Source organism: Bradyrhizobium sp. GCM10028915, from assembly GCF_042666195.1.
In the GTDB taxonomy this organism is placed as follows: Bacteria; Pseudomonadota; Alphaproteobacteria; order Rhizobiales; family Xanthobacteraceae; genus Bradyrhizobium; species Bradyrhizobium canariense_D.
Window position 1 is genome coordinate 109,770 of sequence record NZ_JBHTFN010000012.1, and the last position, 12,624, is coordinate 122,393.

Sequence of the window (12,624 nt, forward strand, 5' to 3'; positions counted from 1 at the left end):
TCGTGCCGTCTCCGCGGCGTTTCCTCTACGGTCGAAAGCTATACTGTTTCGCAGACGGCCAATAGCCGATTACCCGAGCAGTGAGAACATGTGGCCCTGCTTCAGCGGAATGCGCTCGTTGAGAGAGACCTGCGGCACCCTCGTGGTGTTCGAGGAGGGGCACGCGAAAAAGGCTCCACCTTGGTGGAGCCTCCCTCGCGCTCTTGGGATTCACAGCCGCTGGCGTGGCGGCGAGCGGAACATCCCTACCTCACCCGCGTGCCGGCGCCGTACAGCTCACGCTCACGGCCGACATCGTCGGGTGACAACGGCGGGCTTGCGGCATCGAAGCCGTTCCAGCCGGATTTTTGCCAGGCGGCGCTCCGTTCCTGCAGGTTCACGGCCTTCTCGTGCAGAAGGGCATCGAGACGTGTGCTGTCCTGGTCGGGTACCCGCGCCGATACCAGCGTTCCGCCGCGACGGACGCCCTCCGCGTAGCGCGACGCATCATCCTTGGAGACGCCGGCTTCGGTCAGCGCGCCAACGATGCCGCCCGTCGCGGCGCCGGCCGCGGCACCAACTGCGGTCGAAGCCAGCCATCCGGCGGCAACCACCGGTCCGAGTCCCGGAATGGCCAGCAGGCCGAGTCCGGCAAGCAGGCCGGCCGCGCTTCCGAGGCCTGCGCCGATGCCGGCACCCGTGCCGGCACCTTCGGCGCGATCGTCGACGCCGTCGCGATCACGGTCAACCTTGCCGGTGGAGGAGCCGTACCAGTTATCGGAATTGTTCGCGACGATGCTGATGTCGGAGTGCGGCACGCCCGCGGCCTCCAGACGCCTGACCGCACGTTCCGCATCCGAATAGGTGTCATAGAGTCGAGAAATAGTGGTCGTCATGTTTCATCCTCCTTACTTGGCGGGGTTCACGTTGCCCTGGAAATCGACGCTCACGTCCGCCTTGGTCCCGGCCTTGTCGGCCTTGCCGCGCCAGACGCCGTTGTCGTCCTTTTGCAGTCCGGAAACATTGGAATAACCCGCGCCCTCGATCTTCGACTTCGCCTGGCCCTCGGTGAAGCTGTTGCGGCCCGCGACCGGTGCGTTGGAGTTGTTGTGATCAGAGCTGTTGACGGCGTTGTTGCCCGGCCCGCTCTGCGCAGGCTGTGACTGTGCACTGACAGGCGCTGATCCGAGCAGCAGCAGAGCTGCGGCGAGCATGGTGAGACGAGACATTTTTTATTCTCCGGCTGTTGATTGTGCCGGTCGACAACAGGCGAGATTCGAATTGGTTGCTCTTCCATTTGCGACGGAAGCGCGCGTCTTCAATCTGCCGAATATTGGAGAGGCGCAGGAACGATTGCCACTCGTTCCCGTTTATGCGGTCCGGCACTCTCGGACGGCGTTGCCTGTCCTCACATCGTCCAATAGGGCTCCCGCAGCTTGCGCTTGAAAATCTTTCCCGTGGCCTCGCGCGGCAGCGCGTCACGGAATTCGACGTCCTTTGGCACCTTGAAATTGGCAAGCCGCCCGCGCAGGAACGATCGGACGGCGTCGGCCGAGAGCTCGGCATCCGATTCAGGCTCGACAAAGGCGCACAGCCGTTCGCCGAATTCCGCGTCGGGGATGCCGAACACGGCACAGTCGCGCACGCCGGGCATTCCGATCAGCACGTTCTCGATCTCGGCGGGATAGAGGTTGACGCCGCCGGAGATCACCATGTCGCGCTTGCGATCGCACAGGAACAGATAGCCGTCCGCGTCGAGGTAACCGACGTCGCCGACGCTGACCAGGCCGTCACGGCCGGCTTCGGCCCTTGCCTGCGACCTGCCGTGATAGTCGAAATCGGGCACTGACGTCTGGCGCATGTAGATTTCGCCGACTTCGTTTGCACCGCACGGGCTGCCGTCATCGCGGAAGATCCTGACGATGCCGCCTTCGATGGGGCGGCCGACCGTGCCAGGCTTCTTCAGTGCTTCCTCGGCCGAGTGCCACACCGGGATCCCGGTCTCGGTGGAGCCGAAATATTCGTTGATGACCGGTCCCCACCAGTCGATCATGGCGCGCTTGACGTCCGGCGGGCAGGGGGCGGCGCCGTGCACGACGAAACGCAGCGACGACAGGTCGTAGCGCTGCCTGACCGCTTCGGGCAACCGCAGCAGCCGGACGAACATGGTCGGTACCATGTGAATGTGCGTGACGCGGTGGCGCTCGATCAGCGCCAGCAGCTCCTCGGCATCGAACCGCGCCTGGAGGATGATGGTGCAAGCGCTGCGGAACGCCAGCATGCCGTAGGAATGCGGCGCCGAGTGATACATCGGGCCGTTGATCAGCACGATTTGGTCTTCCCGCGGCTTGATGCCATAGGCGATCCCGCCCACGCGTTCGGAGGCGGCCGCCTGTTCGGGCTGCATCGGCATGCGCCGCACGCCCTTCGGCATGCCCGTGGTGCCGGATGTATAAATCATCGCTGCGGCCCGCCGCGGCGGCTCCTGCGCTTGCGGATGGTCGTCGCGCCAGCGGTCCCAATCGGTCAGTCCCACCGGGATCTCGGTCAGTTCCCCAGGGATCGAAAAGGTCGCTGCGAGTTCGGGCGGCGTCGCGACGACCAGGAGAAGGACATCCGCCGGTACGCCGTCGCGGATCTGCGGCAGCAAATCCGCGTGGCAGACCAGGATCTTCGCCCCGCTGTCGGCCAGGATGTAACGGACCTCCTCGGCCTTCAAATGCCAGTTGATCGGCACCACCGGACTGCCCAGCGCGGCCGAGGCCGCAACCACCTCGAACAGAGCGAAATCGTTGCGCAGCATCATCGCGACCGGCGCGGCCTCGGCAAGCCCCAGGGCGCGGAAGCCGCTCATCGCCCGCCTGATCCGAGCCCGGATGTCGTCATAGCTGATCCGGCGTTCGCCGCTGATGATCATGGCGTCTCCTCATCCCGCTCGTCTAGCGATCATCCAGCACGTCGCCGAAGCCGACCCAGCTCTTGCCATTGAAGCGCCGGAGCTGAAGCTGCTGGAACGGCAGATAGTCGTCGGGGCCGGTCGTAACCGCCATTCCCGGCAGCAGCAGCGGCAGCTTCACATCCTTCAACGAGGCCGCCTGGCGCATGATGTTGTCGCGGCTGATATCATCCTTGCACCCCTTCAGCACCGTCATCAGCAGCGTGGCATAGTGATAGCCCGCGGCGTAGTTGGAGTTGGAGAGGTCCGCGGCCGGCATGTAGCGCTTCATGAAGGCGAAGTATTCCTTCACGCCGGGATCGTCGACCCATTGCGGGTCCATCGTGTCCTTCTGATTGCTCGACGAGATCAGGCCGACCGCGTTGTCGAGCCCTGCCGGTTCCAGGAAAGAGATCGACGACGCCGAGGTCGGCACGAAGAACAGCTCCGGCTTCCAGCCGATCTCGGCCACGCCCTTGACCATTTGCGAGGTGAACTTGCCGAGCACGACGCCGAACAGCACGTTGGCGCCCGAGGCCTTCAAGGTCGAGAGTTGCGAGCTGATCGTCGGCGCGCTGGTCTCGTAGCTCGCTTCCGCGATGATCATGCTTGCGGCCTTAGGCCCGAGCGCTCGCTTGAAGCCGGCGACATAGTCGCGGCCGAAATCGTCGTTCTGCGAGAGGATCGCGATCCTGGCGTCGGGCTTGGCCTGCAAAATGTATTTGGCATAGACCACGCCCTCGGATTCGTAGGCCGCCATGCCCGGCATGGTCCACGGGTTCTTCTGCGGATCGGCCCATTTGGTGGCGCCGGAGAGCACGAACAGCTGCGGCACTTTCTTGGCGTTGAGATAGCGCTGCACGGCGCTGTTGGTGGCGGTGCCGAGCGAGCCGAACATCATCAGCACCTCTTCTTGCTCCACCAGCTTGCGGGTCTGCTCGACGGTCTTCGGCGGCGAATAGGCGTCGTCCAGCGTGATGAACTTGACCTTGCGGCCGTTGATGCCGCCTTCGGCATTGACCTTCTCGAAGAACGCTTCCTGCGTCCGTCCGATCGCGCCGAAGCCGGAGGCCGGGCCGCTGTAGGGCAGGGTCTGCCCGATGCGGATCTCGTCGCTGCCTTCGGCATGGGCGCTGCCGCCGGCGAGCATCAGCAACGACATCCCGATCAGTGCGGCTGCCAGCTTCATGGTGTCCTCCCGTTTTATTGTCGGTCCGAGACGTCAGGCGCTGACGCGCATCAGGAAATCCTGTCGGGCCTGGTCGAATTCCCGTTTCATCCGGTCGACGAGCTCGGCGACCGGCGGCGCGTCGGCGATCTGGCCGATACCCTGGCCCGAGCCCCAGATGTCGCGCCACGCCTTGGACTTCATGTTGCCGCCGGAGCCGAAATTCATCTTCGTCTTGTCGGCCGCCGGCAGATTGTCCGGATCGAGCCCGGCCGCGGCGATCGAAGGCCCGAGATAGTTGCCGTGCACGCCGGTGAAGAGGTTGGTGTAGACGATGTCATGCGCGGTGTGCTGCGTCAGCGCCGACTTGTAGGCTTCGTCAGCGTTGGCTTCCTTCGTCGCGATGAAGCGCGTGCCCATATAGGCGAGGTCGGCGCCCAGCGTCAGCGCGGAGGCGATCGCGAAGCCGTCGCTGATTGCGCCCGACAGCAGGATCGCACCGTCGAACCATTGTTTGACCTCGCGTACCAGTGCGAAAGGCGAGAGCGTTCCTGCATGTCCTCCAGCGCCGGCGCAGACCAGGATCAGACCGTCGACGCCCTGCTCGGCGGCCTTGCGCGCGTGCTTGACGTTGATGACGTCGTGGAACACGAGGCCGCCGTACGAGTGTGCGGCCTCGACGAGCTCGGCGGGCGGTCGCAGCGAGGTGATGATGATGGGCGCCCTGTGCTTCACACAGGTCTCCATGTCCTTCATCAGCCGGTCGTTGGAGGCGTGGCAGATCTGGTTGACGGCGTAGGGTGCGACCTTCTTGCCGGGATTGCGCGACTTGTATTCGCCGAGTTCGTCCTCGATGCGGCTCAGCCATTCGTCGAGCTTTTCCACCGGACGGGCATTGAGTGCCGGAAACGAGCCGACCACGCCGGCCTTGCACTGGGCGATCACCAGCTCAGGGCCGGAGACGAGGAAGAGCGGCGAGCCGACCACGGGCAGCTCGAGCGAATCCTTCAAGAGAGCGGGCAGCGCCATGATGTCCTCCCGGAAACGCAGCCCGCCGGCAGGCGGATGACGAGGCGTTTCCTTCTTTGATTGTCGCGGGCGAGTTGCCGCCCATGTTTCATTTGACGTCATTATAGGGGTTGGAGTGGGGCCTCTTATCGTTCAATATTGAACGGACGACTATTCAGATTTGAACAGAGGCCGCTCATGGACTGGGACCTTTGCAAGACCTTCCTCGCGGTCGCCGATACCAGCAGCTTCACCGGCGCGGCGCGCCGGCTGCACAGCAGCCATCCCACCGTCAGCCGCAAGATTGCGGCGCTGGAAGCCCAGCTCGGCACCAGGCTGGTGGCGCGTGCCGCCGACGGCCTTGCGCTGACGGCGGATGGACGGACGCTGCGCGAGCACGCCGAGGTAATGGCGGCGGCCGCGCTGCGGGCGGAGACGGCAGTCTCGGCCGGAGGGCATAAGGCGCGCGGGACCGTCAAGCTATCGATCGGCGCAACGCTGGCCTCGCATTGGCTGATGCCGCGCCTGCCTGCGTTCCTGCGCGCGCACGATCACGTCCAGCTCGAGATCATCACCCATCCGTTTCCGGCGAGCGTGCGCCGGCGCGAGGCGGACGTGGTGTTGCGGCCCTTCGACAGCGGCGAGGAAAATCTGGTCGGCCGCAAGATCGGCCGTCTCGGCACGGGATTCTACGCCTCGCGCGGCTACGCCGGCGGGCGGTCCTTGCCGGAACGGCGCGGCGAGTGGAAGGGGCACAGCGTCATCGGTTTCGCCGATCAGACCTCCAATCTCCAGCTTGCGCGCTGGAGCGACGTCGTCACGCGTCAGGCCTGGGTGGTGATGCGCTGCTCGTCCCAGGGCGACATGCTGGCGGCGGTCCGCGCCGGACTCGGAATCTCCGCCCTGTCGTGCTTTGTCGCCGAAAGCTATCCCGATCTTGTGCGTGTCGCGCCGCAGAAGCTCGCCAGCGTGGCGGACCTGTGGCTGCTCGCCCATCCCGACCTCGTCGAACTGCCGGCGGTGCGGGCCGTCATCGACTTCGTCGCCGATTGCGCCCGGACCGATCGCGTCAGGCTGCGGGGCTAGAGCGTTTTCGAGCGAAGTGGACACCGGTTCGCGTCAAGAAAACGCGTCAAAACAAAACACTAGAGCCCCGTTCCGATTCCATCGGAACGGAACTAGCTCTAGGCTGATCCCGCGATGACGCCTTCGCGTTTTTTCACCGCGCGATAATAGCTCCACCACAGATGTGCCGCCGCTCCGCGCAGGGGGCGCCAGGGTTCGGCGAGCGGCGCCATCTGCTTCTCCGTTGGCCGCGCCTGCAAGCCGAGCCCGATGCGGATGCCTTCCTGCACGGCGAGGTCGCCGGCCGGCCAGGCGTCGCCATGGCCGAGGCAGAACAGCAGATAGACGTCCGCGGTCCAGGGTCCGATGCCGGGCAGTGCGATCAACGTGTGATGCGCGGCATCGGCGTCTTCTTCCGCGAGCACGTCGAGGTTCAGCCGTTCTGCGGTGATCTCGCGCGCGAGATGTTTCAGCGTCTTGATCTTGGCGGCGGACAGGCCGAGCCGCCCCAGCCGGTCGGTGCGGGCGCGGCGGACAGCCTCGTGGTCGAACGGATCGAACGCGGCGGACAACCGTCCCCAGATCGCCGCGGCGCTCGCAGTCGAGAGCTGTTGCCCGCAGACGATGTGGGCAAGCCCCGCAAAACCCGGCTCGCGCCGCCGCAACGCCGGCATGCCGGCAGTCGCCAGCACTGGCTTCAGGCGCGGATCGCGCTTGACCAGCGCGTGGACGGCCTCTTCGAGATCGGATTGGGTTTCGAGGTGGATGGTCATGGCAATCGTCAACTCTCTCCGGCGTCATGGCCGGGCTTCCACCCGGCCATCCACGTCTTTCCAACGTGCATCATTGTTAGCACGGCTGGTGATCATCGCATTCTCGGGGACCTTGACACGATCGGTGCGCCGCTCCGAAGAACGTGGATGGCCGGGACACAGGCGAGCGGAAGCGACGCCATCCGTCTAGACGGCTATGCCCGGCCATGATGAGTTCCGAAGCATGTCGCCACCCGTTTTCCGATTTGCCCCCAGCCCGAATGGCTACCTGCATCTCGGCCACGCTTATTCCGCGCTGCTCAATTCCGACCGCGCGCGCGAGACCGGTGGGCGGCTGTTGCTGCGGATCGAGGACATCGACGCGACGCGTTGCCGGCCGGAATATGAGACAGCGATCTACGAAGACCTCGCCTGGCTCGGCATCGCCTGGGAGACGCCGGTGCGGCGGCAGTCGGAGCATCTCGATGCGTATCGGACGGCGCTGGACAGGCTCTCGGCGCTCGGCCTGGTCTATCCAGCCTTCGAAAGCCGCGCCGAGATCGCAAGGCTGGTTACGGCGCGTGAAGCGGATGGGCCGTGGCCGCGCGATCCCGACGGCGTGCCGCTCTATCCCGGCGCCGCCAGATCGCTGTCCGCGGACGAGCGCGACCGCCTCATCGACACCGGTGCGCCTTATGCGCTTCGGCTCGACATGGCAGCCGCCTGCCGCCGCGCTGTGGGCCTGAGCTGGAACGAACTGGGCGAGGGGCCGGATGGTGAGCGTGGCGTCGTCCCGGCGCGGCCAGAAGCCTGGGGCGACGTCATTGTGGCCCGCAAGAAGACGCCGACGAGCTACCATCTGTCCGTTGTTGTCGACGATGCGCTCCAGGACATCAGCGAGATCGTGCGGGGCCAGGACCTGTTCCACGCCACTTCGTTCCACCGTCTGCTTCAGGTTCTGCTCCACCTGCCCGAACCCGTCTACCGCCACCATGGGCTACTTCGCGACGAGCGCGGCCGGAAGCTGTCGAAATCAACCAGCTCGACCGGCCTTCGTGAACTGCGCGCCGGCGGCGCCACGCCGGCCGGTATCCGCCGGTTGGTGGGATTAGGTTAAGTTTCTCTGGGGGTTAGCCAAACGGCGCCGTGACTCCGGGTGTTCCGCCGTGCCATGCTCGCCTGACAGCGCGGGGTTCGAAGGGGATACTTCGAAGGGGAGTTATGGCGGCGAAAACGCGCGCAGCGCGCACTACGCGGACGTCCAAGCGAGTGGCTCGGAAGCGCTCCGGGCCGACCGCCCGGTTGCGCAAGCGCAGCACCAAGCGGGTCGAGCCGGACGTCGTCCAGGCCGCGCTTGCCGCCTTTGCCCATGAGGTCCGCACCCCCCTGACCGGCATTCTCGCGATCAGCGACTTGCTCGCGACTTCGGATCTCGGCGAACGGGAAAGACGCTGGGCCGACACGATCAAGGCCGGTGCCGAGCATCTGGCGAACCTTGCCACCCTGTTCGTCGATGCCGCCAGAACCGGCAAGGGGACCGGCAAGGGCATCGGAGGTGGAAGCTCGCTGCGGCAGGATTTGTTCGACCTGCGGACCCTCGCCCGCAACGCCGGCGATTCGCTGGCCGGTCGCGCCGCGGCCAAGGGTCTCCAGGCCGAGGTCGATATCTCGGAGAAGCTGCCGGGGCTGGTGGTCGGTGATCCCGTCCGCCTGCGCGCCGCGCTCGAGAACCTGATCGACAATGCCGTGAAATTCACCGAGCACGGCGGCGTGGCGCTCACGGTCGCTCCCTGGCGTTCCGTCAAGGGCAAGAGCAAAGGTAAAGCAAAGGGCAAAGGCAGCGTCGGTGTCGCCTTCGCGGTGTCCGACAGCGGCATCGGCCTCACCATGCCCGAGATCAAACGGTTGTTCCGGCCGTTTACCCAAGCGAATGTCACCATTGCCTCGCGCTTCGGCGGCGCCGGCCTGGGCCTGTCGTCGGTGAAGCAATTGGCGCGCGCGATGGGCGGCGACATCACGGTCGCGCCTCGGCCCGGCGGCGGCGCCACCTTTACGTTGACGGTGTCGGTGTGTGCCACGGGATCGGGCAAGTCCCGCAAGTCGAAGGGCGAAGCCGAGATGGATGCGGTCCCGGCGCTGCGCTTGCTCAGCGTCGAGGACAATCCGTTCGGCCGCGTCGTGCTCAACACCATCCTGACCGAGCTCGGTCATCATGCCGAATTCATCGGGCGCGGCGAGGACGCGGTGAACCGGCTCGCGCAGGGCGCCTTCGACGCGGTGCTGATGGATATGGTGCTGCCGGGCATCAATGGCGTCGAGGCGATCAGGCGGATCCGCACCATGGCGACGCCGCTGGCTCAGATCCCCATCATCGGGGTGTCAGGTCGCGGCGAAGATGAAGTCGCCTCACGCGAGGCCGGCGCCGACGCCTTTCTGGTCAAGCCTGTGTCTCCGCGGGCGCTAGCGACTGCGCTGCTTGCAGCGACACGCCGTGAGGAAGCCGCGACTTGATGATCGCGGCGTTGAGCTCGCCGCCGTAAACGAAGATCGCGGCGATGAAATACAGGAACACCAGCGCGATGATCACCGAGGCGAGCCCCGCATACATCGTCACGTAATTATTGGCGAAGCGCGCCAGATATTGCCCGAACACGATGCCCGAGATCAGCGACGCCACGATGGTGAAGACGATGCCGGGCAGGATCTGGAGGAACCGGCGCCGTCCCGCCGGCAGCCAGGTATGCAGGATCATCAGCGCCACCACCAACGCGCCAACGGTGATGCCGTAGCGCAGCCAGGTGAGGATCCTCTCGTTGGATTCAACGAACAGCGGGATGTGCGCACGCGCGGCCTCGATGAGCAGCGGCCCGAGCACGATCAGGAATGCCATGGCGAGCGCGGTGAAGGCCGCAATCAGCGTGTAGGCGATCGATTCCAGCCGTAGCCAGTACCAGGGCCGCATCTCCACGACCGCATAGGCGCGGTTCAGTGCGACCCGCAGCGCCTCGACGCCGTTGGAGGCGAAGTAGACCGACAGCACCGCGCCGATGGTGAATAGGCCGGTGCGGGTCGTGGTCAGCACGTCGTGGACTTCCCCCGAGATCGAATCCGCGACCTGCTTGGGCCAGACCTGGAGCATGAGGCTCGCAGCCTGATCGGCGAGTTCCTTGGAGCCGAAGAAGCCGGCGAGCGATGTCAGGACGATCAGGAACGGGAATAGCGCCATCAGCGTCGACAGCGCGATGTGGCTCGCGATCGCCCAGCCGTCATCGGCGAGGAACGTGTAGAACGCGTCCATTACGACAAGGTAGATGGTGCGGATTGCCTTCACGCACCACCTGCACTGCTGTTGCTGCTTCCGCTTCCCGCGCGCGGGAAACGCATTCCGACCTCTCCCCGCAGGCGGGGATAGGTCAAGAGGATAGGCAATTGGCGCAAATCCAGATTCATCCAGCTAGCTTCTGATATTATTGGCTTAAAAGCCAGATCGGGAACGCCATGGCGGACCGGCGCGGAGGGTGTTATTTACCCTCGAATGGCATCTCTCCTGAGTACTTTCATCCTGCCGATTGCGGTCGGCGCCGTGGCGTTGGTGCTGCTGCTCGGTCTCATCAACATGATGCGCGGCGGCTCGCCCAACACCTCGCAGAAGCTGATGCGCTGGCGCGTGCTGCTTCAGTTCGTGGCGATCGTCATCGCGATGGCCGCCGTGTGGGCGATGGGGCGTTAACATGGTCGTGCTCAACCGCATCTATACGAAAACCGGTGACGACGGCACGACAGCGCTCGGCTCGGGCGAGCGCCGGCCGAAATACGATCTGCGCATCGAGGCCTATGGGACGGTCGACGAGACCAATGCTGCGATCGGCGTGGTCCGGCTTCACACCGGGGATGCGCCCGAGCTCGACGCGATGCTTGGCCGCATCCAGAACGATCTGTTCGACCTCGGCGCGGACCTCGCGGTGCCCGAACGTGAGGGCAAGGCGGAGCGGCTGCGGGTGGTGGCAAGTCAGGTCGAGCGGCTCGAGCGCGACATCGACGCGCTCAACGACAAGCTGGCACCCCTGACCTCCTTCGTGCTGCCGGGCGGCACGCCAGCCGCCGCCTACCTCCATGTCGCCCGTACGATTTGCCGCAGGGCGGAACGCGTGATGGTGGAACTGGCGGCCCGGCCGGACGAACCTGTTGGTGCCGCTGGCATCCAGTATATGAACCGCCTGTCGGACTTCCTGTTCGTGGCCAGCCGCGCGGCCAACGATGACGGCGCCGGCGACGTGCTCTGGGTTCCGGGCCAGAATCGCTGACCCATTGGGCCGCGCATTTCTGGGCGCCAAAATTAGACCCCTTCGCGCGTTGACCGGGCCGGATCAGGCCTTTAGGTTCCGCGCCAGTTGATAACCCCCCTCCCAGATTGAGTGAAAGAGGATCGATGAAGGTCTTGGTGCCGGTAAAGCGGGTGGTCGATTACAACGTCAAGGTCCGCGTCAAGAGCGATGGATCGGGTGTTGAACTCGCCAACGTCAAAATGTCGATGAACCCGTTCGACGAAATTGCGGTCGAAGAAGCGCTGCGCCTGAAGGAAGCCGGCAAGGCGACCGAAGTCGTGGTGGTCTCGATCGGACCGGCGCAGGCGTCGGAAACGATCCGCACCGGTCTCGCCATGGGTGCCGATCGCGGCATCCTGGTGAAGGCCGAGGGTGCGGTCGAGCCGCTCGCGGTCGCCAAGATCCTGAAGAAGATTGCGGACGAAGAGCAGCCGGGCCTCATCATTCTCGGCAAGCAGGCGATCGACGACGACAGCAATCAGACCGGCCAGATGCTGGCCGCGCTGCTCGGCTGGTCGCAGGCGACCTTCGCCTCGAAGCTCGAGGTCGAAGGCAGCGACTTCAAGGTCACCCGCGAAGTCGACGGCGGCTTGCAGACCGTGAAGCTGAAGGGACCGGCGATCGTCACCACCGATCTCCGTCTCAACGAGCCGCGCTACGCCTCGCTGCCGAACATCATGAAGGCCAAAAAGAAGCCGATCGCTGACAAGACCGCCGCCGACTATGGCGTCGATCTCACCGCGCGTCTCGAGGTTCTCAAGACCACGGAGCCGGCGGGCCGCAAGGCGGGCGTCAAGGTCAAGGACGTCGCCGAGCTGGTGTCGAAACTCAAGAACGAAGCCGGGGTGCTCTGATGACGACGCTTCTGATTGCCGAACACGACAATGCGTCGCTCAAGGATGCGACCAACAAGGCCCTGACCGCGGCGGCCGCGCTCGGCGCGGACGTCGAGGTTCTGGTGGCCGGCGAGAACGCCAAGGCCGCGGCGGACGCCGCCGCAAAGCTTGCCGGTGTGAAGAAGGTGCTGCTCGCCGACGGCGCGCTTTACGCGCACGATCTGGCCGAGCCACTGGCCGCGCTGATCGTCTCGCTGGCGCCGTCCTATGACGCCATCGTCGCGCCCGCGACCTCGCGCTTCAAGAACGTGATGCCGCGCGTCGCGGCCCTGCTCGACGTCATGCAGGTCTCGGAGATCACCAAGGTGATCGCCCCCGACACCTATGAGCGCCCGATCTACGCCGGCAACGCCATCCAGACGGTGAAGTCGAAGGACGCCAAGAAGGTCATAACGGTGCGCACCTCCACCTTCGCCGCAGCGGGTGAAGGCGGCAGCGCGTCGGTCGAGAGCGTCGCGGCGGCGGCCGATCCGGGCCTGTCGTCCTTTGTCGGCGA

Annotated in this window: 13 protein-coding genes and 1 pseudogene; 7 read left to right on the plus strand and 7 right to left on the minus strand. The window is 65.3% G+C overall.

Annotated elements, in window-relative coordinates; genetic code table 11:
- Nucleotides 1-245: 245 nt before the first annotated feature.
- From ACFQX9_RS09615 to ACFQX9_RS09635, 5 genes are all read right to left on the minus strand, one after another.
- Complete coding sequence (locus ACFQX9_RS09615) at nt 246-875, minus strand: general stress protein (protein WP_018453227.1); 630 nt, start codon at nt 873-875, stop codon at nt 246-248.
- A 12-nt stretch (nt 876-887) separates the two neighbouring features.
- A complete protein-coding gene (locus ACFQX9_RS09620; RefSeq protein WP_026232489.1) occupies nt 888-1,208 on the minus strand; it encodes a hypothetical protein in 321 nt (106 codons plus the stop codon).
- Between the two features lie 179 nt (nt 1,209-1,387).
- Nucleotides 1,388-2,896 (minus strand): acyl-CoA synthetase, encoded by a 1,509-nt coding sequence (locus tag ACFQX9_RS09625; RefSeq protein ID WP_377788029.1) that lies wholly within the window; start codon nt 2,894-2,896, stop codon nt 1,388-1,390.
- A gap of 22 nt (nt 2,897-2,918) precedes the next feature.
- On the minus strand, nt 2,919-4,103 hold the full coding sequence (locus tag ACFQX9_RS09630) for an ABC transporter substrate-binding protein (protein WP_085350752.1): 1,185 nt from the start codon (nt 4,101-4,103) through the stop codon (nt 2,919-2,921).
- A gap of 33 nt (nt 4,104-4,136) precedes the next feature.
- The gene (locus ACFQX9_RS09635; RefSeq protein WP_018453231.1) at nt 4,137-5,111 is read right to left on the minus strand and encodes a nitronate monooxygenase family protein; all 975 of its coding nucleotides are present in this window, start codon (nt 5,109-5,111) and stop codon (nt 4,137-4,139) included.
- 177 nt (nt 5,112-5,288) lie between these two features.
- Here ACFQX9_RS09635 and ACFQX9_RS09640 point away from each other — a divergent pair, with 177 nt between their 5' ends.
- Nucleotides 5,289-6,176 (plus strand): LysR family transcriptional regulator, encoded by an 888-nt coding sequence (locus tag ACFQX9_RS09640; protein ID WP_377788034.1) that lies wholly within the window; start codon nt 5,289-5,291, stop codon nt 6,174-6,176.
- Nucleotides 6,177-6,274: 98 nt separating this feature from the next.
- Here the strand turns inward: ACFQX9_RS09640 and ACFQX9_RS09645 are convergent, their stop codons facing one another.
- A complete protein-coding gene (locus ACFQX9_RS09645; protein WP_085350750.1) occupies nt 6,275-6,928 on the minus strand; it encodes a DNA-3-methyladenine glycosylase in 654 nt (217 codons plus the stop codon).
- Nucleotides 6,929-7,151: 223 nt separating this feature from the next.
- On the opposite strand from ACFQX9_RS09645, the gene gluQRS reads away from it, so the two are divergent.
- Both gluQRS and ACFQX9_RS09655 read left to right on the plus strand, forming a co-directional pair.
- Nucleotides 7,152-8,024 (plus strand): tRNA glutamyl-Q(34) synthetase GluQRS, encoded by an 873-nt coding sequence (gene gluQRS, locus ACFQX9_RS09650; RefSeq protein ID WP_377788037.1) that lies wholly within the window; start codon nt 7,152-7,154, stop codon nt 8,022-8,024.
- A gap of 104 nt (nt 8,025-8,128) precedes the next feature.
- On the plus strand, nt 8,129-9,418 hold the full coding sequence (locus tag ACFQX9_RS09655; RefSeq protein ID WP_377788040.1) for an ATP-binding protein: 1,290 nt from the start codon (nt 8,129-8,131) through the stop codon (nt 9,416-9,418).
- Here the strand turns inward: ACFQX9_RS09655 and ACFQX9_RS09660 are convergent.
- Nucleotides 9,345-10,238, minus strand: coding sequence for a YihY/virulence factor BrkB family protein (locus tag ACFQX9_RS09660; protein WP_026232492.1), 894 nt, complete (start codon nt 10,236-10,238; stop codon nt 9,345-9,347). The two genes, ACFQX9_RS09655 and ACFQX9_RS09660, sit on opposite strands and share 74 nt — an antisense overlap.
- Before the next feature lie 204 nt (nt 10,239-10,442).
- Between ACFQX9_RS09660 and ACFQX9_RS09665 the strand changes: the two genes are divergently transcribed.
- The 4 genes and pseudogenes from ACFQX9_RS09665 to ACFQX9_RS09680 all read left to right on the plus strand — a co-directional run.
- Nucleotides 10,443-10,637 carry a twin transmembrane helix small protein gene (locus tag ACFQX9_RS09665; protein ID WP_018453237.1) on the plus strand — a complete coding sequence of 65 codons (195 nt, stop codon included), beginning with the start codon at nt 10,443-10,445 and terminating at the stop codon, nt 10,635-10,637.
- Between the two features lies 1 nt (nt 10,638).
- Entirely contained in the window at nt 10,639-11,211 is a 573-nt protein-coding gene (locus tag ACFQX9_RS09670) for a cob(I)yrinic acid a,c-diamide adenosyltransferase (RefSeq protein WP_085350747.1), read from the plus strand.
- Nucleotides 11,212-11,336: 125 nt separating this feature from the next.
- The gene (locus ACFQX9_RS09675) at nt 11,337-12,086 is read left to right on the plus strand and encodes an electron transfer flavoprotein subunit beta/FixA family protein (protein ID WP_018453239.1); all 750 of its coding nucleotides are present in this window, start codon (nt 11,337-11,339) and stop codon (nt 12,084-12,086) included.
- Nucleotides 12,086-12,624: pseudogene (locus ACFQX9_RS09680) on the plus strand (electron transfer flavoprotein subunit alpha/FixB family protein); the annotation flags it as partial. The gene ACFQX9_RS09675 and the pseudogene ACFQX9_RS09680, both read left to right, overlap by 1 nt.

Excerpts from the sequence above, each read along its gene's own strand:
- ACFQX9_RS09645 (WP_085350750.1), bottom strand. The coding sequence starts at position 6,928 with ATGACCATCCACCTCGAAACCCAATCCGATCTCGAAGAGGCCGTCCAC.
- ACFQX9_RS09625 (WP_377788029.1), bottom strand. The coding sequence starts at position 2,896 with ATGATCATCAGCGGCGAACGCCGGATCAGCTATGACGACATCCGGGCT.
- ACFQX9_RS09635 (WP_018453231.1), bottom strand. The coding sequence starts at position 5,111 with ATGGCGCTGCCCGCTCTCTTGAAGGATTCGCTCGAGCTGCCCGTGGTC.
- ACFQX9_RS09675 (WP_018453239.1), top strand. The coding sequence starts at position 11,337 with ATGAAGGTCTTGGTGCCGGTAAAGCGGGTGGTCGATTACAACGTCAAG.
- ACFQX9_RS09665 (WP_018453237.1), top strand. The coding sequence starts at position 10,443 with ATGGCATCTCTCCTGAGTACTTTCATCCTGCCGATTGCGGTCGGCGCC.
- ACFQX9_RS09655 (WP_377788040.1), top strand. The coding sequence starts at position 8,129 with ATGGCGGCGAAAACGCGCGCAGCGCGCACTACGCGGACGTCCAAGCGA.
- ACFQX9_RS09620 (WP_026232489.1), bottom strand. The coding sequence starts at position 1,208 with ATGTCTCGTCTCACCATGCTCGCCGCAGCTCTGCTGCTGCTCGGATCA.
- ACFQX9_RS09670 (WP_085350747.1), top strand. The coding sequence starts at position 10,639 with ATGGTCGTGCTCAACCGCATCTATACGAAAACCGGTGACGACGGCACG.
- ACFQX9_RS09630 (WP_085350752.1), bottom strand. The coding sequence starts at position 4,103 with ATGAAGCTGGCAGCCGCACTGATCGGGATGTCGTTGCTGATGCTCGCC.
- gluQRS (WP_377788037.1), top strand. The coding sequence starts at position 7,152 with ATGTCGCCACCCGTTTTCCGATTTGCCCCCAGCCCGAATGGCTACCTG.
- ACFQX9_RS09640 (WP_377788034.1), top strand. The coding sequence starts at position 5,289 with ATGGACTGGGACCTTTGCAAGACCTTCCTCGCGGTCGCCGATACCAGC.
- ACFQX9_RS09615 (WP_018453227.1), bottom strand. The coding sequence starts at position 875 with ATGACGACCACTATTTCTCGACTCTATGACACCTATTCGGATGCGGAA.